Source organism: Streptomyces sp. NPDC104761 (assembly GCF_055583445.1).
Map to the genome: position 1 here is coordinate 13,953 of NZ_JBVJNZ010000033.1, position 23,712 is coordinate 37,664.

Consider the following 23,712-nt stretch of genomic DNA (forward strand, 5'->3'; position numbering starts at 1 on the left):
GACTCCTGAGCTGAGCGGCGCGCACCGTCGACTCGACCGATTTTGACCGGTCGCGGCAGGTAAGTCCAAGCTTTGAAAGCTTAATGATCAAGACGAACTGCTTGGAATCTGGTAGCCGGGTCTATTAACGTTCGATAACGCAGCGCGGTCGTCCCAGCCGTCACCCGCGACGGCTCCGTGCGCACGCGCCGAATCCCGCAAGGGAACCGGGGAACCACCACCTTGGGGTGAATCGCACGGCTACCGCCGGTAGGAAACGGCCGGTATACGCGCGTAGGAGACCTTCCCGCTCCGAACCCGTCAGCTAACCCGGTAGGCGGCGGAAGGAAAGGAGTGCGCCCGCGTGGCGTCCAACCCGCCTGCTCCGGCAGCCCCGTTCGTGCCCAGCCAGCGCCGGCCCGAGACCTTCGCCTACGGCGACTACCGCGCCGACGAGGGCCCCTTCGAGGAGTGGAACCCCACCGAGGAGTCCCTCTCCGCGGCCCGCGGCCGGCACCGGGTCGCCAAGCAGAAGGGCGGCGGGCTTGCCCGCAGCTCCACGGTTCTCGGCGTCGGCGTCATAGCCGCCGTCGGCGCGGGCGGCATGGCCAGCGCCAACACGGGCAAGCCGCCGGTCTCCATCTCGCTGCCCGACCTGCCCTCCTCGGTCGACGCCCTGCTCGGCGAGGACACCGGCCACCAGGCCACCCAGACCGCGCTCAGCAGCGTCACCACGACGACCGCCACCGACGCGGACTCCTCCTCGTCCGACGCCGGCGAGGCGCTGCGCAGCCGGATCATCGCCCAGGCCGCGCAGCAGCAGAACCAGCTCGACACCAAGGCCAGTGCCAAGGCCGTCGCCGCCGCCGACAAGGCGATCGCGGACGCCGAGGCCAAGGCGGAGAAGGCGGCCGCCGCCAAGGCAGCCGACGCCAAGGAGAAGGCCGAGGCCTCCGCGAAGCAGAAGGCCGAGCAGGCCCGCCTCGCCGCGCTCGCCAAGCAGTACACGCTGCCCGTCGTCTCGTACACGATCACCGGCACCTTCGGCCAGGCCGGCTCCATGTGGGCCTCCGGCTACCACACCGGCCTCGACTTCGCCGCGCCCACCGGCACGCTGATCAAGGCCGTGCACAGCGGCACGGTCACCGAGGCGGGCTGGGCCGGCTCCTACGGCTACCGCACGATCATCACCCTCGACGACGGCACCGAGCTGTGGTTCTGCCACCAGTCCTCGATCGGCGTCAAGGTCGGCCAGAAGGTCGCCACCGGCGACGTCATCGGCCGCGTGGGCGCCACCGGCAACGTGACCGGCCCGCACCTCCACCTGGAGGTCCACCCGAACGGCCAGGCCACCGCCATCGACCCCATGACCTGGCTGCGCGGCAAGGGCCTCAACCCCTGACCTCGACCCGGAGCGCACCGACCGGCTCCCGGCGGCCCTGACGACACCCCCCGGCGTCAGGGCCACCAGTCTTCCGAACCGCGGATTCCGCTTTTACGAGAACTTCGTACTCGACGGGATGGGCCCCCGGGCGGCCCGTGTTGAAGTGGAGCATGACTGCTCTTCGCAAACTCGGCTCCTCCGACCTCGAGGTCTTCCCGCTCGCCCTCGGCGGCAACGTCTTCGGCTGGACCGCCGACGAGGCCACCTCCTTCGCCGTCCTCGACGCGTACACGGCCGCGGGCGGCAACTTCGTCGACACCGCCGACTCGTACACGGCGTGGATCGAGGGCAACAAGGGCGGCGAGTCCGAGACCATCATCGGGAAGTGGGTGAAGGCGCGCGGCAACCGCGATGACGTCGTCATCGCGACGAAGGTCAGCCAGCACCCCGAGTACCAGGGCCTGTCCGCCGCCAACATCAAGGCCGCCGCCGACGCGTCCCTGCGGCGTCTCGGCACCGACCGGATCGACCTGTACTACACGCACTTCGACAAGCCCGAGATCCCGGTCGAGGAGATCATCGGCGCGCTGGACGAGCTGGTGCGGGCGGGCAAGGTCCGGCACATCGCCGCGTCCAACATCACGCCGGAACGGCTCCAGGAGTCCCTGGACTTCTCCGACCGCGAGGGCCTCGCCCGGTACGTGGCTCTCCAGCCCCACTACAACCTGGTCTCCCGCGACACCTACGAGGGCCCCCTCCAGGACCTGGCCTCCCGCACCGGCCTCGCGGCCGTCCCCTACTTCTCGCTGGCCGCCGGCTTCCTCACCGGCAAGTACCGCCCCGGTACGACGGTCGACAGCGCGCGAGCGGGCCGGGCCGCCCAGTACGCCGAGTCGGAGCGCGGCCAGAAGGTGCTGGCGGCCCTGGACGAGGTCGCCGCGGCCCACGAGGCCCCGATCCCCACGGTCGCCCTGGCCTGGCTGGCGGCCCAGCCCACCATCACGGCCCCGATCGCCTCGGCCCGCACGCTGGAGCAACTCCCGCCGCTGCTGGGCGTCGCCGACCTGACCCTGACGTCCGAGGAACTGACAAAGCTGACAACGGCTTCCGCCTGAGGGCCTGAGGGCCTGAGGGCCCGAGAGCCCGGCCGCTCCCACTCCTTTCGGTGCACGCTTTCCGCCGCAACGGTGCTCGGCCGCGACGGTCGAAGTCGGTGTTGCCGGGCCGGCCGGTACCCGCCGGTGGGAGCACCGGCCCGTCGCCGAGTACAGCGCCGTCGTGGCCGGTCGCGCCGTTCTTTCCCAGACCTTCGGCTGGGGGTGTCCCAGCCGAAGGCCCGGCCGGGGGCTGCCCCCAGCCTTCGGCCGGGAGTACCCCTCAGCCCCCGGGGGGTGTAGTTCGGCTCGTATGTGTGTCCGCCGCAACGGTGCTCAGCCCGCGCGGCGCATTCCGGCGGTGCCGGGCCGTCCGCAGTCTCGAAGCACTAACTCCGGTACGGGTTGTAGGCCGGATACGGCACCGCCGTCCCGTAAGCCGGCGGCGCGTAAGCGGCGTTCCCCGGCCGCCACCCGCCCGGCGCGGCCGTCCGGGCGGCGTACTCCAGGGCCGGCCGCACCAGCTCCCGCTGGCTCCACAGCTCCGTCAGCAACTCCCGCTCACGCGCCACGAAGTAGGCCCCCGCCCGGCCCCGCCGCCCCCGGCGCCGCAGCAGCGCCAGCGTGGTCGCGTGCCCCTCGTACTCGGCGACCGCCCGTCCCGCCGCCTTCCCGAAGTGGTACGCGGCATACTCCCGGGCCATCTGCCGCGCCCGCATCGACCCGAGTACGAACGGTTCCGCCGGGCCCAGCCACCCCGCGTAGACGTACGCCGGCAGCTCCTCCCGTACGGCCCGCAGCTCCCGCTGCCGCGTCCAGACGGCCAGCCAGGTCAGCAGCCCGAACGCCGGCACCATGAACATGCCGTACACGGCGAAGAACCCGTACTGCCCGAAGGTGGACGACCCGTTCCAGAAGGCGTGCATGCTCATGGCGAGCAGCAGCCCGGCCACCGGCACCAGCGCCCGTCGCGCCCGTTGCCGCTCCCCGGAGAGCGCGGCGATGCCGAAGCCGATGCCGGTGAGGACGGTGAAGAGCGGATGCGCGAACGGCGACAGCACGATCCGCACGAAGAACGTCGCGGCGGTGACGGAGGCGATCCCGCTGTCCCCGGTCAGCTGGTCGGTCCCGAAGGCCGTGCCGAGGTAGAGGATGTTCTCGGTGAACGCGAAGCCGGTGGCGGTGACCCCGGCTATCACCACCCCGTCGACGATCCCGGTGAAGTCCCGTCGGCGGAACAGGAACACGAGGAGGACGGCCGCCGCCTTCGCCGACTCCTCGACGACCGGCGCTATCAGGGTCGCCCCGAGCGTGTCCGCGCTGCTCGGGTCCGCGGTGGCCGTCGCTATCCACCTGGTCGCGAAACTGTTGGCGACGATGGCTATCAGCGCGGCCGCGCAGGCGCCCCAGGCGAAGGCGAACAGCAGGTTCCGCCAGGGGCCCGGCTGCACCCGGTCCAGCCACCGGAACGCGCCCACGAGGAGCGGCACGGGCAGCACGGCGAGCCCGAGCCCGACGAGGAAGCCCTCCGTCCCGGTCTGCTCCCGCACCAGCGCGAGGATCACGAGCCCGGAGAGGGCCAGCAGTGTGCTCAGCGCCCCGTACCGCACCCAGCGCCGCTGCCACCAGTGGGGATGCCGCAGACCGTGCCCGGCGGGGTCCGGCGCATACGGCGGCTGCGGCGGCTGCGGCGGTTGTGGTGAGTACTGCGGGTACGGCGGCGGGAAGGTGGCCACGGCATCGACCCTAACGAGGTGACTCCTGACGGTGCTGCTCGCTCTGCGGCACCCGGTGCTGTACGCAACGGAAGAGCAGATCGTTCACCACATGTCCCTTGTCCAGTCCCTGACCCTCGAAACGGGTCAGCGGCCTGTGCGCCGGACGTGGCGCGAAACCGCCCTCGGCCTGCGTGTTCTCGAACTCGGGGTGGGCGTCGAGCACTTCGAGCATCTGCTCGGCGTACGGCTCCCAGTCGGTCGCGCAGTGCACGATCGCCCCGGGCCGCAGCCGGGTCGCGGCGAGGTCGAGGAACTCGGGCTGGATCAGCCGCCGCTTGTGGTGCCGCTTCTTCGGCCAGGGGTCCGGGAAGTAGACGCGCAGCCCGTCCAGCGAGTCGGGCGTGAGCATCTCCCGGAGCAGGATGATCGCGTCGCCGTTGCCGACGCGGACGTTGGACAGCCCGTTCTGGTCGGCGAGGTTGAGCAGGTTCCCCTGTCCTGGCGTGTGCACGTCCACCGCGAGGATGTTGACGCCCGGCTCCTCGGCGGCCATCTGCGCGGTCGCCTCGCCCATCCCGAACCCGATCTCCAGCACCACCGCGCCGTCGTTGCCGAACAGCTCGCCGAGGTCGATGACCCGCTGCCCGTCGATGTCCAGGCCCCACTTGGGCCAGAGCCGCTGCAGCGCGTCGGCCTGCCCGGCGGTGACCCGGCTGCGGCGCGGCTGGAAGCTGCGGATGCGCCGCTCGAAGTGGGATCCGGCCGGATCGGCCCTGGGCCCGTCCGGGAACCGCGGCTCCCCCTTGGCCCGGGTGTGCCGGACGGACACCCCGGGGGCGTGGTCGGGGTGCGCACCGGGGACGTGCTCGGCGGGGCCGGTCTCGGCGGGCCGGGGGGCTTCGGGGGCGTTGCGGGAGTCAGACACAGTGCGTCGATTTTACGGCTCCCACGGGACGGCCCGGGGTGTCACACCGAGCCCAGCGCCCCCAGCGCCCTCCGCGCCACCTCCCGCCCGATCGGCAGCGAGGCGGTCGCCGCGGGCGAGGGCGCGTTCAGCACGTGGACCGTCCGCGGCCCCTCCTTGATCAGGAAGTCGTCGACCAGCGTCCCGTCCCGCAGCACCGCCTGCGCCCGAACGCCCGCGGCCGCCCGCACCAGGTCCCCCTCCTCCGCGGCGGGCAGCAGCCGCCGTACGGCCTTCGTGAACGCCTTCTTCGACACCGACCGGAGCAGTTCCCCGCCCCCGTACCGCCAGTGCCGCCGCGCCAGCGCCCAGGACCCCGGCCAGGCCAGCGTCCCGGCGACCTCCCGCGGCCGGACGATCCCCCACCCGTACCCCTCCCGGGCCAGCGCCGGCACCGCGTTGGGCCCGATGTGCACGCCCCCGTCGATCCCGCGCGTGAGATGCACCCCGAGGAACGGGAAGGCCGGGTCCGGCACCGGGTACACCAGCCCCCGCACCAGCTCCGGCCGCGCCAGCTCGTAGTACTCCCCGCGGAACGGCACGATCCGCATCCCCGGCTCGTCCCCGGTCAGCCGGGCGACCTCGTCGCAGTACAGCCCCGCGCAGTTGACCAGCACGCGCGCGCGTACGACGTCCCCGCGCGAGGTGAGCACGGCCACGCCCCGCTCCGGCCGCCGGTCCACCCGGACCACCCGGGCGCCGTACCGGATCTCCGCCCCCGAGGCCTCCCCGAGCTGCCGGGCGACGCCCACGAAGTCGGCGACCCCGGTCGTCCCGACGTGTATGGCGGCGAGCCCCCGCACCTCGGGCTCGTACTCCCCGATCTGCGCGGCCCCGAGCTCCCGCACCGGTATGCCGTTCTCCCGGCCGCGCTGCACGAGCGAGTGCAGCCGGGGCAGCTCGTCGCGCTCGGTGGCGACGATCAGCTTGCCGGTGACGGCGTGCGCGATGCCGTACTCCGCGCAGAACTTGACCATCTCCGCGCCGCCCTTGACGGCGTACCGCGCCTTCAGCGACCCGGGCCGGTAGTAGATCCCGCTGTGGATGACCCCGCTGTTCCGCCCGGTCTGGTGCCGCGCGGGACCGGCCTCCTTCTCCAGCACGACGACCCGGGTCCCGGGCGCGGCCCGCGTGACCGCATACGCGGTGGACAGCCCGACGATCCCACCCCCGACGACGAGCACATCACAGTCGTACGCAACCCCGGCCGACACCTGCACCACCTCCCACGCTCGATAGTGCACTGCGCCACTGACAGCCCTTTGAAACGTGCCCGAGGAGAGCGCCCCGAAAGGGGCGCTGGGGGTACCCCCGGCCGAAGGCTGGGGGAGGAACTGCGCGAGCAACCACAGTCCACCCGCACCCGCCCTGTGACATGAACCCGGCAGACGCCTAGGCGACTCTCACGCAGGCGCCATCAGCAACGGCCGAGCCCGCTCCCGCAGCTCCACCACCCTCGGCTCGTCCCCGTACGGCTCCAGCCGGTGCAGCAGATCCTTCACGTACTCCGTCGTCCGCGCGGACGATATCCGCCCGGCCACCTCCACGGCCCGCACCCCCTGCTCGCAGGCCGCGTCGAGGTTCCCCGACTCCAGTTCGGCGACCGCCGACACCACAAGACGCAGCCCGTGCGACCGCACGAACTCCTCCGTCGGCTTGGACAGCGCCTGCTCCGTGAAGCGCCGCACCTGGCGCGGTGCCTTCAGGTCCCGGTAGCACTCGGCCGCGTCCGCGGCGAACCGGTCGTAGCCGTAGAAGCCGAGCCAGGACGGATCGTTGTCCCCCTCCCGCGCCCGCTCCAGCCACCCCTCCGCCGCCTTCAGCGCGGCCCCCGCGGCCTGCGCGTCGCCCGCACGCGCGTGTGCCCGCGCCTCGACCAGCCGGAAGAAGCTCATGGTCCGCGCGGTCGCCAGCCCCCGGTTGCGCTCCACGGCGGCCTGCGCGAGGTCGACGCCCTCGTCGCCGAACCCGCGGTACGTCGCCTGCAGGGACATCGATGCCAGGACGTACCCGCCGAGCGGCACGTCGGCCGCCGCGCGGGCGAGCCGCAGCGCCTGGATGTAGTACCGCTGCGCGGCCTCCTGCTGCCCGGTGTCGAAGGCCATCCACCCGGCAAGCCGTGTCAGTTCGGCACTCGCCCCGAACAGCGCCCGCCCGACCTCGTCGGAGTACGCGCCGAGCAGCAGCGGTGCCGCCTCCACCCGTAAACACTCCGGCACCATCGACGACCGCCAGTCACCGCCGCCGTACTTGGAGTCCCAGCGTCTGGCGTCCTCGGCGGCCTCCCGCAGCTTCTGCACGTCGCTGTGGCCGACTTTGAGCGGTGCGCCCGAGCCGTCCAGGGCATTCGCCTCGCGCGCGACCGAACTGTCGGCGGGGGTTATCAGCCAGCGCGAGGCGGGCGTTGCGTATGCGCTCACTGCGAACGAACCGGCCAGCGACTGCCAGATGCCGCCGGAACCGGCCCGCCGGCCGGCGAGGTCGAGGCGGTACAGCTCCGTCGCCGACCGCACCGCCTGGCCGACGTCCCTGGGGAAGGCCAGACCCACTTCGGGGGCGGGATCCGCGTCCGCCAGGCCGATCTCGTGGAGCGGCACCGGGCGGCCGAGCTTCTGGCCTATCGCGGCGGCGATGAGGTGTGGCGCGGCGCCCTGCGGCACCATGCCCTTCGACACCCAGCGCGCCACCGACGTCTTGTCGTAGCGAAGAGTCAACCCGCGTTGAGCGCCAAGATCGTTGACGCGTCGCGCGAGTCCTGCGTTGCTGATTCCCGCGAGGGCGAGAACGGCGCCGAGCTTTTCGTTCGGCCCGCGTTGCTCCCTGGACATGCGCCACCCCTCGACACAGACGGCTGCCGCGCTGGCATAACCACGCGGCATTCGTAAACCCAGCGTAGTTCGCCGCATCCCAAGCGTTAAGGGGCATTGTTCCGGATGGCGGGATTGTGGTCCGTACGCGAGTACGGCCCATATACGCACCGTGCTCGGCCTGTCGCGGCGTGCCCCCGCCGTGTGGCCGTGCGCCCGCCCGTGCGCTCTTCTCCGGCCATCGGGGGAGCGGTTCCATGGCTGTTGCGTGGGTCGGCCCGCTGTACTGGATCCAGTGGGCTGGGGGACACCGCCACCTTCATCCCCGCGGGTGGCGGACCGGTCCGGGAGGCGATGCCCGCCTCCCGGACTGTGCGCGTCCGGGCACGTGCGCGTGTGATGCGCAAAGCATGTACGGAGCGTGCGCAAGTCCGCGCGGCCGTCTCTGATTTGGCCGAAAATCGCCCCCACCGTTTTCGGCGACTCAACGCTCCTACCACGGCAATTGAGGGCGCGAACGGCGTTTTTGGGGAGCGTACAGGGGGCGCATTCGCGTCGAGGTCGCCCGGTATCGTACGGCGGCCGGCTCCCGCCCCGGCTCTCCCGCGCCACGCGCGCGTGGCCGGTCCTGCGGCAACTCCACGGCAACTCCGTGAAATCTTCCGGGGATCAAAGGCGGCCCCACCGCCCCTCCTGACCGCGTCCTTCATGGCAGCATGGGGACCCGGTTCGTACCGTGCATGGTTGTCCACAGCCTGTGGAGGCGTCGATGCGGTGGTTGGTGGGATGGAGCAGCACCATCTCCGGTGCCGCCACGGTCGGCTCCGCCGGCGCCATGGGCTACGACGGCGAGACCGTCCACCCCGTCGGCTCCCAGCTCCTGTGGGGCGACCCCGACCCGCTCTGGGCGGTCGGCGACTGGCGTCCTGACGAGGTCCGCGTCATCAAGGCCGACGCGCAGAACCGCATCGCCGTCCTCGGCACCTGCGGGGCGACCGACGAGGAACTGCGCCTCGGCCTCTTCACGGCGCGCGGGGGCGCACTCCGGCATCTGACCGCCTGGCCCGGCAGCTACACCGCGGTCGTCCAGGTCGGCCGCCGGGTCACCGTCTGCGGTGACCTCGCGGGCGCCCGCCCGGTCTTCTACAGCCCCTGGGCCGGCGGGACGGCCTACGCCACGGCCGCGCTCCCGCTCGCCGACCTCATCGAGGCCAACCTCGACTACGGGCACCTCGCCGCCCTCCTGGCCGCCCCCGACGTGCCGGCCGCGCTGCACGACTCGACCCCGTACGAGGGCGTGCGGCGCATTCCGCCGGGTCATGCGCTGATCCTGCGCACCGGGGCGCGCGAGGTCGCCGGGTACGAGCAGGTCGCCTCGCTCGCGGTCGCGGCACCCTCCGCCGACCCCGACCGCGCGGTGGACGCCGTACGGGACGCGCTCGTAGAAGCGGTACGCGCGCGGCTGTCGGCGCCCCGGCACGTCCCGGACATCGACCCTGGTCCGGTACCCGGCATGGGCCCCGCGGAGCGTCGCGCGGCGCGCGGGATGCCGGTCCCGGGCATCGGCGCCGACCTCTCCGGCGGCCCGGCGTCGGGGACGCTGGCCCTGCTGGCCGCGGGCCTGCCCGGCATGCCCGGCACGGTCCTCGGCCATGGCACGGGCGCCGGCGAGCGCCTCCTCGCCGTCACCTTCAACGACCTGGCGGTGGGCGGCCGCGAGGCCGAACTCGAACGCGCGGGCACCCTCGCCGCCAACCCGCGCCTGCACCACGTGGTGGTCACCGGCGGCGAGGATGTGCTGCCCTACGCCGACCTCGACGGCCCGCTCACCGACGAACCGGGGCCGTCCCTGATCTCGGCGGCCCGGCACCGCGCCCGGCTCGCCGCCGGCAGCGCCGACCACTTCACCGGCTACGGCGCCCGCCAGGTCCTCGACGCCCATCCCGCGCGCCTCGCCGACCTGCTGATGGACCGCAAGCGCCGCCACCTCGTCCGTCCGGTCGCCGCGCTCGCCAAGGCCGACGGCTCGGTGATGGTCCCCGCGCGCGTGTACAGCGCGGCCCGCCGCCTGGCGCGCACGCCGTACCGCGCGGGCGTCGAGTCCCTCGCCGAGCGCCTGCTGCGGCGCCGGTTCGAGGACCCCGGAGGCGCGGTGGGCGCGTCCCTCGCGGCGCTCACCTGGGCGAGACCGGGCCCGGCGGCGCGCTGGCTGACCGGCGAGGCGCTGGCTGAAGTATCGGTTCTGCTCCAGGGTTCGGCGAACCGCTCCGGCGTCGGCCCCGGGCAGCGCCCCGGAGACTACCGCGCGCGTGCGGTGCTGGCGCGCCACGCGGCCGACATCCGCGTCCTGGAACAGGCGGCCGAGATTCGCTCCCAGCGCCTCCACACGCCCTTCCTCGACAACCAGGTCGTCCGCGCCTGCCGCGACCTCCCCGAGGCGCTGCGCGTCCAGCCCGGTGCCCGCGCCGCGATCCTCCGCACGGTCCTGGAGGGCGCCGGCGTCACCGACCTCCCGGTGGGCTGGGGCACCCCCTCCCACGCGTCCTCGGCGGCCGCCACCCGCACGGGGCTGCGCGTGGCGGCCGACGACCTGATCTCCCTCTTCTCGACGCCGCTGCTGGCGCAGGCGGGCCTGGTGGAGGCGCGGGTGGTCCGCAAGGCGCTGCGCTCGGCCGCCGCGGGGGAGCCGCTGCCGCTGGACGGGCTGGCCGACCTGGTCTCCCTGGAGCTGTGGCTGCGCCGGCTCCTCTCCCGCCGCGGCACGTGCTGGACGGGGACGCCGGCACGCGCGCGTGCGGTCCCTGCGGGGATACGGCCGATGCGGGGGGCGTTGGCGTCGGGGGCGTGACCCTCCCGGTTGGGCCGCGGTATCCGGGGGCGTGACCCTCTCGGTTGGGCCGCCGTATCCGGGGGCGTGACCCTCTCGGTTGGGCCGCCGTATCCGGGGGCTGCCGCCCCCAGGCCCCCGCATCGGGCTGGGACCCTTGTGCTTCGTTCGCGGGCCGGTGGGGGCTGGTCGCGCAGTTCCCCGCGCCCCTTACGGGGGCGCTTCCCAGCCGCGTCCTGCACAGCCGCCCGCGCCCGTGTCGCCTCTCAGCTGCACGCGCCCGTGTCAGCCACATAGCTGCGGGCAGTCGTGCGGGGCGCTTCCCAGCCGCGTCCTGCACAGGCGCCCGCACCCGTGTCGCCTCTCAGCCGTGCGTGCCCGTGTCGGCCACGCAGCCGCGGGCAGCCGTGTCAGCCACATAGCTGCGGGCAGTCGTGCCGCTGGGGCGGCACGGGTGGGCGCGGCGGCACCCTGCCAGCGCCGGTAAGTGTCCCCACCCCCGGCCCCACCCCGGGCAACCTGCAACCCCCCCGGCGTCGAAACCCCGTGCCCCTTCCCCCGGCCCCCGGCGACAATGGCCCGGTGCGGTACCGAATCCTGGGCGTGGCCCGAGTCAGCGACGACCAGGGCACCGCCATACCCGTCGGCGGCCCCCGCCTGCGCGCGCTGCTCACCGTCCTCGCCCTCCACCCCTCCCGCACCCTCCCCCCAGAGACCCTCATCGAGGAGATCTGGGCGGCGGACGACGACCCGCCCCAGGACGCCCCGGCCGCCCTTCAGGCCCTCGTCGGCCGGCTCCGCAGGGTCCTCGGCAGGGACAGCATCGTCTCGGCCCCCGGCGGCTACCGCCTGGCGGCGGCGGAGGACGACATCGACCTGCACGTCTTCCAGCGGCAGGTCCGCGAGGGCACCGACGCCCTGGCCGCCGGCGACCCGGCGACGGCCCACCGCGTGCTCACCGACGCCCTCGCCCTCTGGCGCGGCCCCGCCCTCGCCGACCTCCCCGACCGCGCCACGGCCGCCGCCCGCCCGGACGCGCTCCGGCTGGAGGCCACCCGCGCCCGTGCCGACGCCGCCCTCCGCCTGGGCCGGGCCGCGGGCACCGTACCGGAGCTGGCCGAGCTCACAGCGGCCCACCCGTACGACGAGCCGCTGCACGCCCTGCTCATCCGCGCCCTGCGCGACACCGGCCGCCCGGCGGACGCCCTCGCCGCGTACGAGACCGCCCGCCGTACCCTCGCCGAAGGCCTCGGCACCGACCCCGGCCCGGAACTCCAGGCCCTGCACGCGTCCTTGCTCGCGCAGGAACCGACCCCGCTGCAGGCACCCCCGCCCCGCACCGGCAACCTCCGTCCGCGGCTTACCTCTTTCGTGGGCAGGGAACCCGAACTCGAAGCCATTCGTTCCGAGTTGCACAGGGCCCGTCTCGTCACCCTCACCGGACCGGGCGGCTCCGGAAAGACCCGTCTCGCCGAGGAGGCCGCCGCCGGACTCCCGCAGGCGTGGCTCGTCGAGCTCGCCCCGCTCGACCGGCCCGAGGCGGTGCCAGGCGCGGTGGTCAGCGCGCTCGGTCTGCGCGAGACCGTGCTCATGACCAACGAGCTGGCGACCGTGCAGACCGACCCCACGGCTCTGCTCGTCGAGTACTGCACCCAGCGCAGCCAACTCCTGATCCTCGACAACTGCGAACACGTCATCGAAGCGGCGGCCACCCTCGCCGAGACCCTGCTCACCCACTGCCCCGGCCTCACGGTCCTCGCCACCAGCCGTGAACCCCTGGGCGTCCCCGGCGAGTCGGTGCGCCCGGTCGAACCCCTCGCCCCCGAGCAGGCACACCGCCTCTTCGAGGAGCGCGCCGCCGCCGTCCGCCCGGGGACGGGCACGGGGACCGGAGCCGCGCCGGGCGACTCGGCGGCCGTCGACGAGATCTGCCGGCGCCTGGACGGCCTGCCCCTCGCGATCGAGCTCGCGGCGGCCCGGCTCCGGCTGCTGACGCCCCGGCAGATCGCCGACCGGCTCGACGACCGCTTCCGCCTGCTCACCGCCGGCAGCCGCACGGTCCTGCCCCGCCAGCAGACCCTGCGCGCCGTCGTCGACTGGTCCTGGGACCTGCTCGACGAACGGGAGCGGACGATGCTGCGCGAGGTGTCCGTCTTCGCCGGCGGCTGGGACCTCACGGCGGCGGAGGCGGTCTGCACCGGACCGGCCGCCGACCTCCTCGGCGCGCTCGTGGACAAGTCCCTGATCATCGCCACCCCGGACGGCACCGCCGGTATGCGTTACCGCATGCTGGAGACCATCCACGAGTACGCCGTCGAGCGCGCCGCCGAGGTCCCCGGGCAGCTGGCGGCGGCCGAGCAACGGCACGGCGCGTGGGTGTGCGGGCTCGTCGAGGAGGCGGAGCCGAGACTGCGCTCCGGGGAGCAGCTTCCCTGGATCCGCCGCCTGGAGGCCGACCTCGACAACATCCGCGCCGCCCTCGACCGGGCGGTCCACGCCGGCGACGAGGTGTCGGCGGGCCGGATCGTCCTCGCCGTCGGCTGGTTCTGGTGGCTGCGCAACTACCGTCAGGAGGCGACGGCCTCGGTACGCGCGGTGCTGCGCCTCGGCGTCGCCCGGGACGCCCTGCCCGAGGACGCCGGCCCGGACGAACTGCGCGCCCTCGCCGCCGCGGCGGATCCCGTGGGCGCCCTCCTGGCCGCCCCCGACGCCGAGGCCGGGCACCCGCTGTACGAGCTGCGCATGGACCTCAGGCTGCTCGACCTGTTCCTGGCGTCCGAGTCCGGCCCGTCGGACCTGGCGGCGGACGAGCGGACTCCGCGCTACGTCGCGCTCGTCCGGGCCGCCTTCGAGGCGGGCGGGCCCCGGGCCGCCCGGATGCCGGGCCTCATCTGGCCGCTCACCGCGTGGACCATGGGCGGCTCCGCCGTGGACATCAGCCCGGACATGTCCTCGGTGATCGCCAACTGCCGGACGTACGGCGGTGACTGGGAGGTCGGCGTCAGCCTGATGTACCGGACCCACATCATGGTCGACTCGCCCGGCAACCTGCGGGGCGTCGACGAGGACCTGGCCGAGCTGCGCGTCCTGAGCCGGCGGGTCGGGGACCGGTGGATGGGGGCCCAGGTGTGCAGCGCGGCCGGCGAGGCGGACATGGCGCGCGGCCGGTTCGTGGCGGCGGAGGGCGAGTACCGGGAGGCGCTGCGCCTCGCCCATGAGGTGGGCGCGTACGCGGAGACGCCGTTCCTGCTCGCGCGGCTCGCCGAGATCGCCTTCCGCTCCGGTGACCTGGTGGGTGCCCGGGCCGTCCTGGACCAGGCGGGCGAGGCATCCGACCGGTACGCGGTGGCGGAGTCGAAGGCGTACGTGGCGCTGCTGCGGGCGCTCCTGGCCCAGCACGACGGGGACCTGCCCAGGGCGCGTGAGTACTACGAGACCGCCCGCGCCGCCACGTCGGCCGGCTCCGCACCACCACAGTTCACGGCCGCGATCCGCTCCGTCGAGGCCATGCTCACGGCCCTGGAGCACGGCCCCGCGAGCGCGCTGCCGATCGTGGCCGAAGGGCTGCGTGAGGCGGTGGCGTACCGGTGCGCCGAGGTGATCACGGCGGCGCTGGTGGACACCGGCGCCGACCTGCTGGCCCGGCTCGGCGACCTGGCGGGCGCGGTACGGCTGTACGCCGCCGCCGAGCACTGGCGTGCCGGGAACGTCCGTCCCGAGCCGGAGCGCACCCGCGCCGAGGAGGTCGACGCGGCCGCCCGCGCCTCGCTGACCCCGCAGCGCTACGCGGCCGAGCGCTCGCGCGGTGCCTCCCTCACCGAGGAGGACGCGCTGCGCGAACTGGGCAGAACCCCGACGGCCGCTACCGGCACGTGAACGTCGACTCGGCCCAGTCGGCGAGCGCCACCGTGTCGAAGGCGGTCCGCGGTTCGACCACCAGCCGCACGGTCCGGTGCCCGGTCAGGTCCACGTGGACGGGTACGGCGGCCTGTCCGCCCTCGACCACCCCGGACTGCCACAGCCGTACCCCGTCCGCGTAGACGGCGAAGGTGACCTTGCCGAGGCCGAGGGTCATGTCGTCGACGCCGGCCTTCGCGTCGTAGGCGCTGCACTGCCGGTTGAGGTCGATGGTGACGGAGGACCGGCCGTGCACGGTGACTCCGTGGGCGTACTCCTTGCCGGCGACCGTCACGCCGTACCGCTGCCACACCCAGCTGCTGTCGCCGAGCCGCATCTCCGGCCGGGTGCCGTCGCCGGTGACGTCGAAGCGAAGCTCGCTCCACTGGTAGACGGCCGGGGCAGGCGGCGGAGTGGGCGTCGGCGTGGGGGTGGAGGCGGGGGTCGGTACCGGCGGGGTGGGTGTGGGGGTCGGGGTGGGGGTCGGCTTCGGGCCGGCGGCGGGGCGCGGGCTCGGGGTCGGCGTCGGCGTGGGGGCCGGTTCGGGGGCGAGGACGACCGGCTCGGGTTCCGGTTTCCTCTTCGTCGGGGTGGGGGTGGGGGTCGGGGTCCCGGGCCGCACGGCCGGCGCGGACGGGGCGGGTCTGGCGGCCTCCTTGACCGGGTGGCCGTCGTTCGTCAGGGCGAGGGCCACCACGGCGATGGCCGTCGCGACCACCCCGGCGGCGATACCGGCCTTCACGGGCCCGGCGAGCCCTTCCGAGGCCGCGGCGCCCCCGGCACCGCCGCCCGCCCCGCCGGACGAGCCGCCCGCCGCGGCGGCCGCGCCCGCGGCCCCCACGCCTGCGCCCCCGGCGATGATCCCGAGCGCCTTGGCGTATCCGGCGGCCCCGAACCAGCCGATGACCGCGACCGGTACGACGGCCGGGATCCCGCTCGCGACCTCCTCGATCTGGGCGGCGGCCAGCCGGCACCTGGCGCACTCCTCCAGGTGCTTGCGCAGCCCCCGTTCGGCGCGGACCCGCAGCTTGCGGCGGGCGTAGCCGCCGAGTTGGTCGGCGTAGCGGGCGCACTCCTCGTCGTCGACGAGGGCGGCGCTCACATGGGCCTGGAGGTAGGCCTGCTTGAGGCCTTCCCGGGCCCGGCTGGCAAGGACCCGGGTGCCGTTGGCGTCCAGTCCGAAGAGAACGGCCACCTCGCTCGGCGACTCGTCCTCGACCTCGGTGTGCCACAGCACGGCCTGCCAGCGCTCCGGCAGCGAACGAAAGGCCTGCATCGCCATCGACTGCTCGGCCTCGTGCATCGCGCGCACATCCGCGCCGAGGTCCAGTGTGTCGGCGTCCGACACCTCGGAGCCGCGCCCGGCCTGTGCCGCGAACAGCGCGAAATCGTCGACGAGTTGCTCACGCCTGGCCGACTTGGTCCACTGCGCGGCGACCCGGCGTACGGAGGTGAGCAGGTAGGCGCGCACGGCGTACTCGGGCCCCGACCCGCCACGCACCGCCTGCAGCATGCGGGCGAACACCTCGGCGGTCAGGTCGTCGGCGGTGTGGCCGTCCCGGCAGCAGGTGCGCGCATAGCGCCGCACGGCGTCCGCGTGCCGCCGGTACAGCTCCTCGTACGCCGAGTCGTCGCCGGCCCGCATGCGCTCGATCAACTGGCTGTCGGGATGCGGAAGCTTCCGCGGCGGCGGCACGCTTCCGCCGCGCTGTGCCGGAACGTTCCCTTCCGGCGGTTCACCGGCCGGCGGCACCGAGGCACGCCCGCCCTGGCTGGGCACCTGCGGCGAGGCCGTCTCCTCACCGACGGACTCGTCCCACCCGTCAACGCTCATCGCGGAACGCCCCCGATGCCTGCCCGACCGACCGAATCACCGGCTCAGGCTCCCACACCGCCCTTTACCGAGGACCCCGAGTGACGAAACGGTCACCCGGAAGGGGAAACACCGGGGACCGCAGCGCCCCTCAGGGGCGCTGGGTACCCCCGGCCGAAGGCTGGGGAGGAACTGCGCGACCAGCCACAGTGCACCCGCACCCGCCTGAGGTCGGCGCACGGCACACGCTGCCGCGAAGGTCACCCACCGGCCAGGCAAGGACGCCGTCAGGTCCGCGACCGCAGCCCCTCCAGCAGGATCTCCAGCAACCGAGCCGAAGCCGCCGCCTGCTGCGCGGCATCCGGCAGGGACGGCGCCGCCGTGGCGATCACCAGCAGTACGTCGGACACGGAGACGTCCGGCCGCAACTCACCCGCCGCCCGCGCCCGTTCCACCAGCCGCCCCACGACGTCGAGCAGCGCGGCCGCCCCCGCGTCGTCGGCGATGTCGCCCACCGGTTCCCGCTCCTCCGGCACCAGCCGCAACTCCCCGGCACCGGCGCCCGGCTGCGTCCGCTGCTGCGGCACCCGAGCCTCATCGGCCCCGGCCCCGCCGCCGACCTCCTCCGGTACCCCGACCCGCAGCACCTGCGGCGGCAGCAACCGACCCGCCCCCGACGCCACCGACGTCCGCAGGAAGCGCGACAGCGCCGACCACGGCTCGTCCTCCTGCCCGAGCGCGGCCCGCGCCTGGTCGGTCAGCCGGGAGGTCTCCTCCTCGGCTATCCGCCGGACCAGCACGTCCTTGCTCGGGAAGCGCCGGTACACGGTGCCGACCCCGACCCGCGCGCGCCGTGCCACGTCCTCCATCGGCGCGCCGTACCCCAGCTCGCCGAAGACCTCGCGTGCCGCACGCAGTACGTGCTCCAGATTGCGCTGTGCGTCCACCCGCAACGGCGTCGTACGCGGCCCGTCACCGCGTCCGTTGCCCGCCGCCGCGCCCACCGTTGCGCCACCGGCCGCAAGAGCGGACGCCGATGACCAATGTGTGTCCTGAATATGCATCTGTGTTCCCCCGGTTAACGACGTCTCCCCCCGGAGACTCTCCCCGTCACTGAATGCCGGAGCGAGCGGAACCACGGCCGGTCCATGGCCGATCCATGGACCGCGGGCCGGGCGGACCGCCTGTCGCGACCCGTTCGACCACATCCCCTGCACCCCGTCGACACACGAACATAGTTGAGAGGCTGTCAATTCAGAAGGGGGACGTTCCGCACGGTGCGCCCCCCGATCGGAGTACGGGTCGCATACCTCCGGGTTCGGTGCCTTCGTTCCCCCCTGCCCGCCCCCGCTGACCTGGTCCCTTTCGTCCGGCCCGGGGTGCGGGCCCGGCGCCCAGGAAAGCGGCCCGCCGGTCACACAAATTGCCGGGGCTGTGGACAAACAACAGTCACGGGTGCGTCATGGGATGGTGAAGGAACGTGCGCGCATTCTCGTTGTCGGCGGCGGCTACGTCGGGATGTACACGGCCCTGCGGCTGCAGCGGAGGCTGAAGCGTGAGCTCAGCCGGGGGGAGGTCGACATCACTGTCGTCACACCCGATCCCTACATGACGTACCAGCCGTTCCTTCCCGAAGCGGCCGCGGGTTCGATTTCCCCTCGTCATGTCGTCGTACCCCTGCGGCGCGTTCTGGACCGGTGCCATGTCGTCGTCGGCGAGGTGACGGCCGTCGACCATGCCAAGCGCACCGCCGAAGTGGCCACCCTCGCCACCGCCGAGGAGCGCAAGGGCGCCACTTTCCTGGAGTACGACGAACTGGTCCTCGCCCCCGGCTCGGTCGCGCGCACGCTGCCCATCCCCGGTCTCGCCGAGCACGGCATCGGCTTCAAGACCGTCGAGGAGGCCATCGGTCTGCGCAACCACGTCATCGAGCAGATGGACATCGCCTCCTCCACCCGCGACCCCGCGATCCGCGACGCGGCGCTCACCTTCGTCTTCGTCGGCGGCGGCTACGCGGGCGTGGAGGCCCTCGGCGAACTGGAGGACATGGCCCGCTACGCCACGCGGTACTACCACAACGTCCAGCCCGAGGACATGAAGTGGATCCTCGTCGAGGCCACCGACCGGATCCTCCCCGAGGTCGGCCCCGAGCTGGGCCGCTACACCGTCACCGAACTGCGCCGCCGCAACATCCAGGTGCTGCTCGGCACCCGCCTGGAGTCCTGCGCGGACCGCGTCGCCGTCCTCAGCGACGGCCAGCGCTTCCCGACCCGCACCGTCGTCTGGACGGCCGGCGTCAAACCGCACCCCCTGGTCGCCGCCACCGACCTGCCGCGCACCCCGCGCGGACGGCTGAAATGCACCGCCGAGCTGACCATCGACGGCGTCGACCACGCATGGGCCGCGGGCGACGCCGCCGCCGTCCCCGACGTCACCACCGCCGAACCCGGCACCGAGACCGCCCCCAACGCCCAGCACGCGGTCCGCCAGGCCAGGGTCCTCGGCGACAACATCGTCCACGCGCTGCGCGGCGAACCCCTCGACACCTACGCCCACCAGTACGCCGGCTCGGTCGCCTCGCTCGGTTTCCACCAGGGTGTCGCCCAGGTCTACGGGCGCAGGCTGACGGGCTACCCTGCCTGGTTCATGCACCGCGTCTACCACCTGAGCAGGGTGCCTACCGTCAACCGCAAGGCCCGCGTCCTCGCCGAATGGACCCTCTCCGGGCTCTTCAAACGGGAGATCGTCTCGCTCGGATCACTCGAACATCCCCGAGCGGAGTTCGAACTCGCGGCCGGTGGAAAGCCTCCTCACAGTCCTTCCGACGACTCGAACGGGTCGTCCTGACGGAACTCAGGAACTCCACGGACCGCCCCGGCGTCTGACGGATGTCGTCGCCGACGGCCACCCTGCCAGACTGCCCCCCGACCGAGCACAAGGCTCATCCCCAGCTTCTCCCCAGAACTGCACCGGGGGACCTCCCCCGGCCCCCGGCCGCTCCCCGAGCCGGCCGGAGACGACGACACGAGGCAAGGTTTCGTGAACTTCACGCGCTGGAGCGCCCGGCTCCCCGGAACGCAGCGCCGCGCCGCAGCGCGGACCGAGCACGCGGTCTCCCCGGACCGACGAGGGGAAGGCTCCGTACCCGCGGCCCGCGCCGAACAACTGACCGACGACTCGCCCTGCGTGCCCGCGGTCGACGAACTGCCCGCCCGCGGCGTCCTCGACCACGTCCCGGCCCTGGTCGCCCTCGTCCACGGCCCCGACCACCACATCGCGTACGTCAACGACGCCTACACGTCGGCCTTCGGCGCACGCCCCCCGGGCGCCCCGGCCCGCGAGGCCCTGCCCGAACTCGCGGAACTCGGCCTCCTCCCCCTCCTCGACCAGGTGCTGCGCAGTGGCAAGCCCCGCACCCTCAAGTCCCGCAAGGCGCTCGACGGCCGCACCTACACGTTCACCTGCACCCCGGTCGCCGAGAACGGCGACCGCGACGGCGGCGTCCTCCTCTTCGCCACCGACGTCACCGACCACGCCGAGGCGGCGGAGCGGCTGCGCGCCAGCGAAAGACGCCAGCGCGAGACGGCCGTGACCCTGCAGCGCTCGCTGCTCCCGCAGGAACTGGAACAGCCCGACGACCTCCGGATCGCCGCGACCTACCAGCCCGGCGGCACCGAGGCCGCGGTCGGCGGCGACTGGTACGACGTCATCACCCTCGGCGGCGGCCGCACCGCCCTCGTCATCGGCGACGTCATGGGCCGCGGCGTCCGCGCGGCGGCCGTCATGGGCCAGCTCCGTACGGCGGTCCGCGCCTACGCCCGCCTGGACCTCCCCCCGCACGAGGTCCTTCAACTCCTCGACGGCCTCGCCACGGAGATCGACCCCAACCAGATCGCCACCTGCGTCTACGCCGTCCACGACCCCAACGAGGGGCGCCTGGTGTACGCCTCCGCCGGGCACCTCCCGATCCTCGTCCGCGACGAGCAGGGCAGCGTGCTGCGCACGGAGGAGCCGACCGGACCGCCGCTCGGCACCGGCGGCTGGGTCCACGCGTCCGCCTCGGTGCCGCTGGGCCCCGGCTCGACGGCCGTCCTCTACACGGACGGCCTGGTGGAGCGCCGCGACGAGGATCTGGACGAGGGCATCGCGGCGCTTGAGCGCGCGCTGGCGGGCGCCACCGGCACCCCCCAGGTCATCTGCGACCGTCTGGTCCGCTCGGCCGGCGTCACGGCCGACCATGACGACGACGTCGCCGTCCTCGTCCTCCAGCACCCGGCCCGCACGGGGCCGGACGGCGAACTGTTCCGCAACGCCGCGCTGGAACTCCTCGGCGGCATCGAGGCGGCGCCACGCGCCCGTGCGTTCGCCTCCGGCGTGCTGACCAGCTGGCGCTTCCCGGCCGACCTCCATGACCTGGGCGTCCTCGCCACGAGCGAACTCGTGGCCAACTCCCTCCAGCACGGCACCCCGCCCATGAGGTTGCGGCTTCGCCGCACCGACCGCCGACTGATCATCGAGGTCACGGACGGCGACGACCACCTGCCGCGCCGCCGCCGCGCGGAACCGGGGGACGAGTCGGGGCGTGGCATCGCCATCGTGGCGACGATCGCCTCGGGGTGGGGGTCACGGAGGACGCCCGGGGGTGGGAAGGCGGTGTGGTGCGAGTTCGTACTGCCGAAGGGGTAGGGGGTACCGCCGGTCGTCGGCTGCGGGTGCGATGTGGCTGGTCGCGCAGTTCCTCCCCCAGCCTTCGGCCGGGGGTACCCCCAGCGCCCCTGACGGGGCGCTGCGGTCGCGTCAGCTGCGTAGCTGCGGGCAGGCGTGCCGCTGGGGAGGGGCGGGTGGGCGCAGCGGCACCGTGCCGGCGCCGTAAGTGACCCCCCGCCCCCAGCCCGCCACTACGCGGACACGGACTCCGCAGTCGCCCCGCCCCGGGCCACGACCCTGCTCCTCGCGGCCAGCCAAGGCCGGTCCTGGACGTCGGTCAGCCGCTTGCCGAGCCGGACCGCCAGGACGCTGATCCCCAGCGAGAACAGCAGGAACGTCACGACGTACGGCGCGGGCAGCGAGGCCCCCAGCGGGCCGCCCACCGCCGGTCCCACGGCCAGCGCCAGCTGCTTGACCAGCGCGAACGCAGAGTTGTACTGCCCGGCCATCCCCTCCGGCGCCAGGTCGGCCACCAGCGGAGCCACCGTCGGCGACAGCATCGCCTCACCCAGCCCGAACAGCGCGTACGTCGACACGAACGCGGCCGTCGCCATCTCCTGGCTGCCGTGTCCCAGCCCCGCGTACCCGGCCGCGGCCCACGCGACGGCCCAGATCAGTCCGACCCCGGCGATCACCCGCGACCGCCGCCGGCGCTCGACGAACCTGAGCACGGCGAACTGCGCGACGACGATCATCAGCGTGTTCGCGGCCAGCGCGGTGCCCAGCGCGGACGTGGATATCCCCGCCGCCTCCACGCCGTACGCGCTCAGCCCGGACTCGAACTGCCCGTAGCACGCGAAGAACAGCACGAAACCGAGCACGGACAGCTGCACCATCGCCCGATTCCCGAGCAGCTGCTTCCAGCTGCCCTTGGCCGAGGACGCGGCCGGTGCGTCCGCGATGCGCGGCGAGTGCGGCAGCCGCACCGTCGCCATCACGACGACCAGCAGCAGGAACATCGCCGCCTCGATCCCGAAGAGCAGGGTGAAGGAGGAGACCCGGGTCGTGTCGACGAGGTGGCCGCCTATGAGGCCACCGACACCCAGCCCCAGGTTCTGCAGGAAGAACTGCGTCGCGAAGGCCCGGGACCGGGTCTCCGCCGTCGAGCAGTCCACGATCATCGTCGCCAGCGCCGGCTGCATCACGGCCTGCCCGGCCCCGAGCAGCGCCGCGGCGGCCAGCACCGCCGGACCGCTTGCCGCCAGCCCCAGGCTCAGCGCACCCACAGCGGCTGTCACCAGGGCGGTGAGAAGGACCGGCAGTGGGCCGCGCCGCACGATCGCCCGGCCGGCGAACGGCAGCACTATCAGTGCGGCCACGGCGAAGACGGCGAGCACGACACCCGCCGTCATGGCACCGAGCCCCCGCACCTGCGCCACGTAGACGTACAGGTAGGGGACGGTGAAGCCGAGCCCGAACGCGCTGAGTGCGTTGCCCACGTGGATCCGGCGCATCGCTGCGCCCATCGCCCTGGTCACGTTCACCTCTCTCAGGTCGTCAGTCCACAGACTGCTGAAGCCTGAAGACTTTGAAGCTAAAGTTCGAAGCTAAAGACTACATGGTGAAGGACTTCAACGCCAAGCGTGTCCGTGCGATACTTCGGACCATGGCCGACACCACCGGCGCCGGCGAGCCGACGCTCGACGAGCAGATCGCCGCCTACCAGCGCGAGTTCCAGGACCTCGACCCCCAGGTCGAGAAGATCGTCTCGGCGCTGTCCCGGCTCAACCGCCGCATGAACGTCGCCTACGGCCGGCAGACCGGCGCCCTCGGAATCAGCAACGCGGAGTGGGAGGTCCTCAAGGCCCTCGTCCTCTCCGGGGTCCCCTACCGCCTGGGCCCCAGCGAACTGGCCAAGCGACTCGGCCTCACCCCCGCCGCGATGACCCACCGCATCGACCGGATGGTCGCCGAAGGCCTCGTCACCCGGGAGAGGGACGAGTGCAACCGCGTCCGGGTGATCGTCGAGCTGACCCCCGAAGGGCGCGAGAAGTGGCTGGAGGCCATGCGTCTCGCCTCCGTCTTCGAGGAGGATCTGCTCCAGGACCTCTCCCCGGCGGAGCGGGCGGTGCTCGGCGAGGTCCTCACCCGGCTGCTCCGCCGCGTGGAGCACGCCCAGCCCGACGCCGGCGGCCGCCTCACCGACCTGGACTGATGCCGCGACGCGCGGGTCCCGGAAAAAATCTTGACAGGGGAGGGTTGACAGTCCCCTGCGCGATCCGTAATGTTCTTCGGGTTGCCGCGGAGCCGTAACGGTTCTGCGACAGCACCTCCGCCGCATGAGCGGCACCCAAACCACCAGCACGATCTCCCGACCGGGTTGATTTCGGCGCGCCCGAATTCAATTCGATTTCGGGTCGTAGCGGTGCCCGGTCGGACCACAAGGCCCGATTGGGAATCGCGGAGCGGATCCGCTAGGGTTTGGGACGTCGGAACGGCCCAACGGCCGCGAAGGCAACTCCCGCTGACTGGGAATCAGACGCCGAAAGGATCTGATAGAGTCGGAACCGCCGGAAAGGGAA

At 73.3% G+C, this 23,712-nt stretch carries 14 protein-coding genes and 1 riboswitch; of the genes, 7 read left to right on the forward strand and 7 right to left on the reverse strand.

All coding sequences use genetic code 11. The annotated features are described in order from the left end of the window. Window positions 1-176 precede the first annotated feature (176 nt). Window positions 177-334, forward strand: a riboswitch (cyclic di-AMP (ydaO/yuaA leader). 9 nt (window positions 335-343) lie between these two features. Both ACZ63F_RS42285 and ACZ63F_RS42290 read left to right on the forward strand, forming a co-directional pair. Beyond that, window positions 344-1,381 (forward strand): M23 family metallopeptidase, encoded by a 1,038-nt coding sequence (locus ACZ63F_RS42285; protein WP_469719330.1) that lies wholly within the window; start codon window positions 344-346, stop codon window positions 1,379-1,381. Window positions 1,382-1,533: 152 nt separating this feature from the next. Then, window positions 1,534-2,478 carry an aldo/keto reductase gene (locus ACZ63F_RS42290; protein WP_352361984.1) on the forward strand — a complete coding sequence of 315 codons (945 nt, stop codon included), beginning with the start codon at window positions 1,534-1,536 and terminating at the stop codon, window positions 2,476-2,478. Between the two features lie 368 nt (window positions 2,479-2,846). Here ACZ63F_RS42290 and ACZ63F_RS42295 read toward each other — a convergent pair whose 3' ends face one another. From ACZ63F_RS42295 to ACZ63F_RS42310, 4 genes are all read right to left on the reverse strand, one after another. Further along, window positions 2,847-4,193 (reverse strand): PrsW family intramembrane metalloprotease, encoded by a 1,347-nt coding sequence (locus ACZ63F_RS42295; RefSeq protein WP_469719332.1) that lies wholly within the window; start codon window positions 4,191-4,193, stop codon window positions 2,847-2,849. A gap of 10 nt (window positions 4,194-4,203) precedes the next feature. After that, window positions 4,204-5,100, reverse strand: coding sequence for a tRNA (guanosine(46)-N7)-methyltransferase TrmB (trmB, locus tag ACZ63F_RS42300; RefSeq protein WP_469719333.1), 897 nt, complete (start codon window positions 5,098-5,100; stop codon window positions 4,204-4,206). A 41-nt stretch (window positions 5,101-5,141) separates the two neighbouring features. Beyond that, a complete protein-coding gene (lhgO, locus tag ACZ63F_RS42305) occupies window positions 5,142-6,362 on the reverse strand; it encodes an L-2-hydroxyglutarate oxidase (protein ID WP_469719349.1) in 1,221 nt (406 codons plus the stop codon). A 180-nt stretch (window positions 6,363-6,542) separates the two neighbouring features. Continuing rightward, window positions 6,543-7,967 (reverse strand): MFS transporter, encoded by a 1,425-nt coding sequence (locus ACZ63F_RS42310; protein ID WP_352361989.1) that lies wholly within the window; start codon window positions 7,965-7,967, stop codon window positions 6,543-6,545. 748 nt (window positions 7,968-8,715) lie between these two features. On the opposite strand from ACZ63F_RS42310, the gene ACZ63F_RS42315 reads away from it, so the two are divergent. Both ACZ63F_RS42315 and ACZ63F_RS42320 read left to right on the forward strand, forming a co-directional pair. Continuing rightward, window positions 8,716-10,794, forward strand: a complete 2,079-nt coding sequence (locus tag ACZ63F_RS42315; RefSeq protein ID WP_469719335.1) for an asparagine synthase-related protein — start codon at window positions 8,716-8,718, stop codon at window positions 10,792-10,794. Between the two features lie 561 nt (window positions 10,795-11,355). Next, window positions 11,356-14,649 (forward strand): AfsR/SARP family transcriptional regulator, encoded by a 3,294-nt coding sequence (locus ACZ63F_RS42320; RefSeq protein WP_469719337.1) that lies wholly within the window; start codon window positions 11,356-11,358, stop codon window positions 14,647-14,649. Here the strand turns inward: ACZ63F_RS42320 and ACZ63F_RS42325 are convergent. Both ACZ63F_RS42325 and ACZ63F_RS42330 read right to left on the reverse strand, forming a co-directional pair. Continuing rightward, window positions 14,636-16,504 (reverse strand): sigma-70 family RNA polymerase sigma factor, encoded by a 1,869-nt coding sequence (locus ACZ63F_RS42325; protein WP_469719339.1) that lies wholly within the window; start codon window positions 16,502-16,504, stop codon window positions 14,636-14,638. The two genes, ACZ63F_RS42320 and ACZ63F_RS42325, sit on opposite strands and share 14 nt — an antisense overlap. Window positions 16,505-16,770: 266 nt before the next feature. Continuing rightward, window positions 16,771-17,547: a TetR/AcrR family transcriptional regulator gene (locus ACZ63F_RS42330; protein ID WP_469719341.1), complete on the reverse strand. Its 777-nt coding sequence runs from the start codon at window positions 17,545-17,547 to the stop codon at window positions 16,771-16,773. A 403-nt stretch (window positions 17,548-17,950) separates the two neighbouring features. On the opposite strand from ACZ63F_RS42330, the gene ACZ63F_RS42335 reads away from it, so the two are divergent. Together ACZ63F_RS42335 and ACZ63F_RS42340 are read left to right on the forward strand one after the other, a co-directional pair. Next, window positions 17,951-19,330: an NAD(P)/FAD-dependent oxidoreductase gene (locus ACZ63F_RS42335; RefSeq protein WP_469719343.1), complete on the forward strand. Its 1,380-nt coding sequence runs from the start codon at window positions 17,951-17,953 to the stop codon at window positions 19,328-19,330. A gap of 192 nt (window positions 19,331-19,522) precedes the next feature. After that, a complete protein-coding gene (locus ACZ63F_RS42340) occupies window positions 19,523-21,169 on the forward strand; it encodes an ATP-binding SpoIIE family protein phosphatase (protein WP_469719345.1) in 1,647 nt (548 codons plus the stop codon). Window positions 21,170-21,381: 212 nt separating this feature from the next. Here the strand turns inward: ACZ63F_RS42340 and ACZ63F_RS42345 are convergent, their stop codons facing one another. Beyond that, window positions 21,382-22,656, reverse strand: coding sequence for an MFS transporter (locus ACZ63F_RS42345; protein WP_469719350.1), 1,275 nt, complete (start codon window positions 22,654-22,656; stop codon window positions 21,382-21,384). Between the two features lie 140 nt (window positions 22,657-22,796). Between ACZ63F_RS42345 and ACZ63F_RS42350 the strand changes: the two genes are divergently transcribed. Beyond that, window positions 22,797-23,345: a MarR family winged helix-turn-helix transcriptional regulator gene (locus ACZ63F_RS42350; RefSeq protein WP_469719347.1), complete on the forward strand. Its 549-nt coding sequence runs from the start codon at window positions 22,797-22,799 to the stop codon at window positions 23,343-23,345. Window positions 23,346-23,712 lie beyond the last annotated feature (367 nt).

Coding starts and splice junctions, on each gene's coding strand:
- ACZ63F_RS42290 (WP_352361984.1), top strand. CDS start 1,534: ATGACTGCTCTTCGCAAACTCGGCTCCTCCGACCTCGAGGTCTTCCCG.
- ACZ63F_RS42310 (WP_352361989.1), bottom strand. CDS start 7,967: ATGTCCAGGGAGCAACGCGGGCCGAACGAAAAGCTCGGCGCCGTTCTC.
- ACZ63F_RS42315 (WP_469719335.1), top strand. CDS start 8,716: ATGCGGTGGTTGGTGGGATGGAGCAGCACCATCTCCGGTGCCGCCACG.
- ACZ63F_RS42325 (WP_469719339.1), bottom strand. CDS start 16,504: ATGAGCGTTGACGGGTGGGACGAGTCCGTCGGTGAGGAGACGGCCTCG.
- ACZ63F_RS42330 (WP_469719341.1), bottom strand. CDS start 17,547: ATGCATATTCAGGACACACATTGGTCATCGGCGTCCGCTCTTGCGGCC.
- ACZ63F_RS42335 (WP_469719343.1), top strand. CDS start 17,951: ATGGTGAAGGAACGTGCGCGCATTCTCGTTGTCGGCGGCGGCTACGTC.
- ACZ63F_RS42345 (WP_469719350.1), bottom strand. CDS start 22,656: ATGGGCGCAGCGATGCGCCGGATCCACGTGGGCAACGCACTCAGCGCG.
- ACZ63F_RS42350 (WP_469719347.1), top strand. CDS start 22,797: ATGGCCGACACCACCGGCGCCGGCGAGCCGACGCTCGACGAGCAGATC.